This window comes from Mesorhizobium sp., assembly GCF_004963255.1.
Lineage (GTDB): Bacteria > Pseudomonadota > Alphaproteobacteria > Rhizobiales > Rhizobiaceae > Mesorhizobium.
The window spans coordinates 1-246 of record NZ_SUGA01000137.1 but is presented as its reverse complement, the minus strand read 5'-3'; the positions used below and the strand labels follow the sequence as shown (position 1 = coordinate 246).

General features: G+C 61.8%; 1 pseudogene. It reads left to right on the top strand.

Annotated elements, in window-relative coordinates:
• Positions 1-3 precede the first annotated feature (3 nt).
• Positions 4-246: pseudogene (locus tag E5X34_RS32785) on the top strand (ABC transporter permease); the annotation flags it as partial.

Sequence of the window (246 nt, the reverse complement as noted above, 5' to 3'; positions counted from 1 at the left end):
CTGATGGATATCACCGTCAACATTCTTTTGACCATCGCAACCGCGGCGACGCCGTTGCTGATCGCGGCGATCGGCGAGCTGGTGGTCGAACGTTCCGGCGTGCTCAATCTCGGTGTCGAAGGCATGATGATCATGGGGGCGGTCGGCGGTTTCGGCGCCGGCTATCTCACCGGATCGCCGTGGATCGGGTTGTTGGCGGCGATCGCCTTGGGTGCGGTGTTTTCGCTGCTGTTCGCTGTCATGACG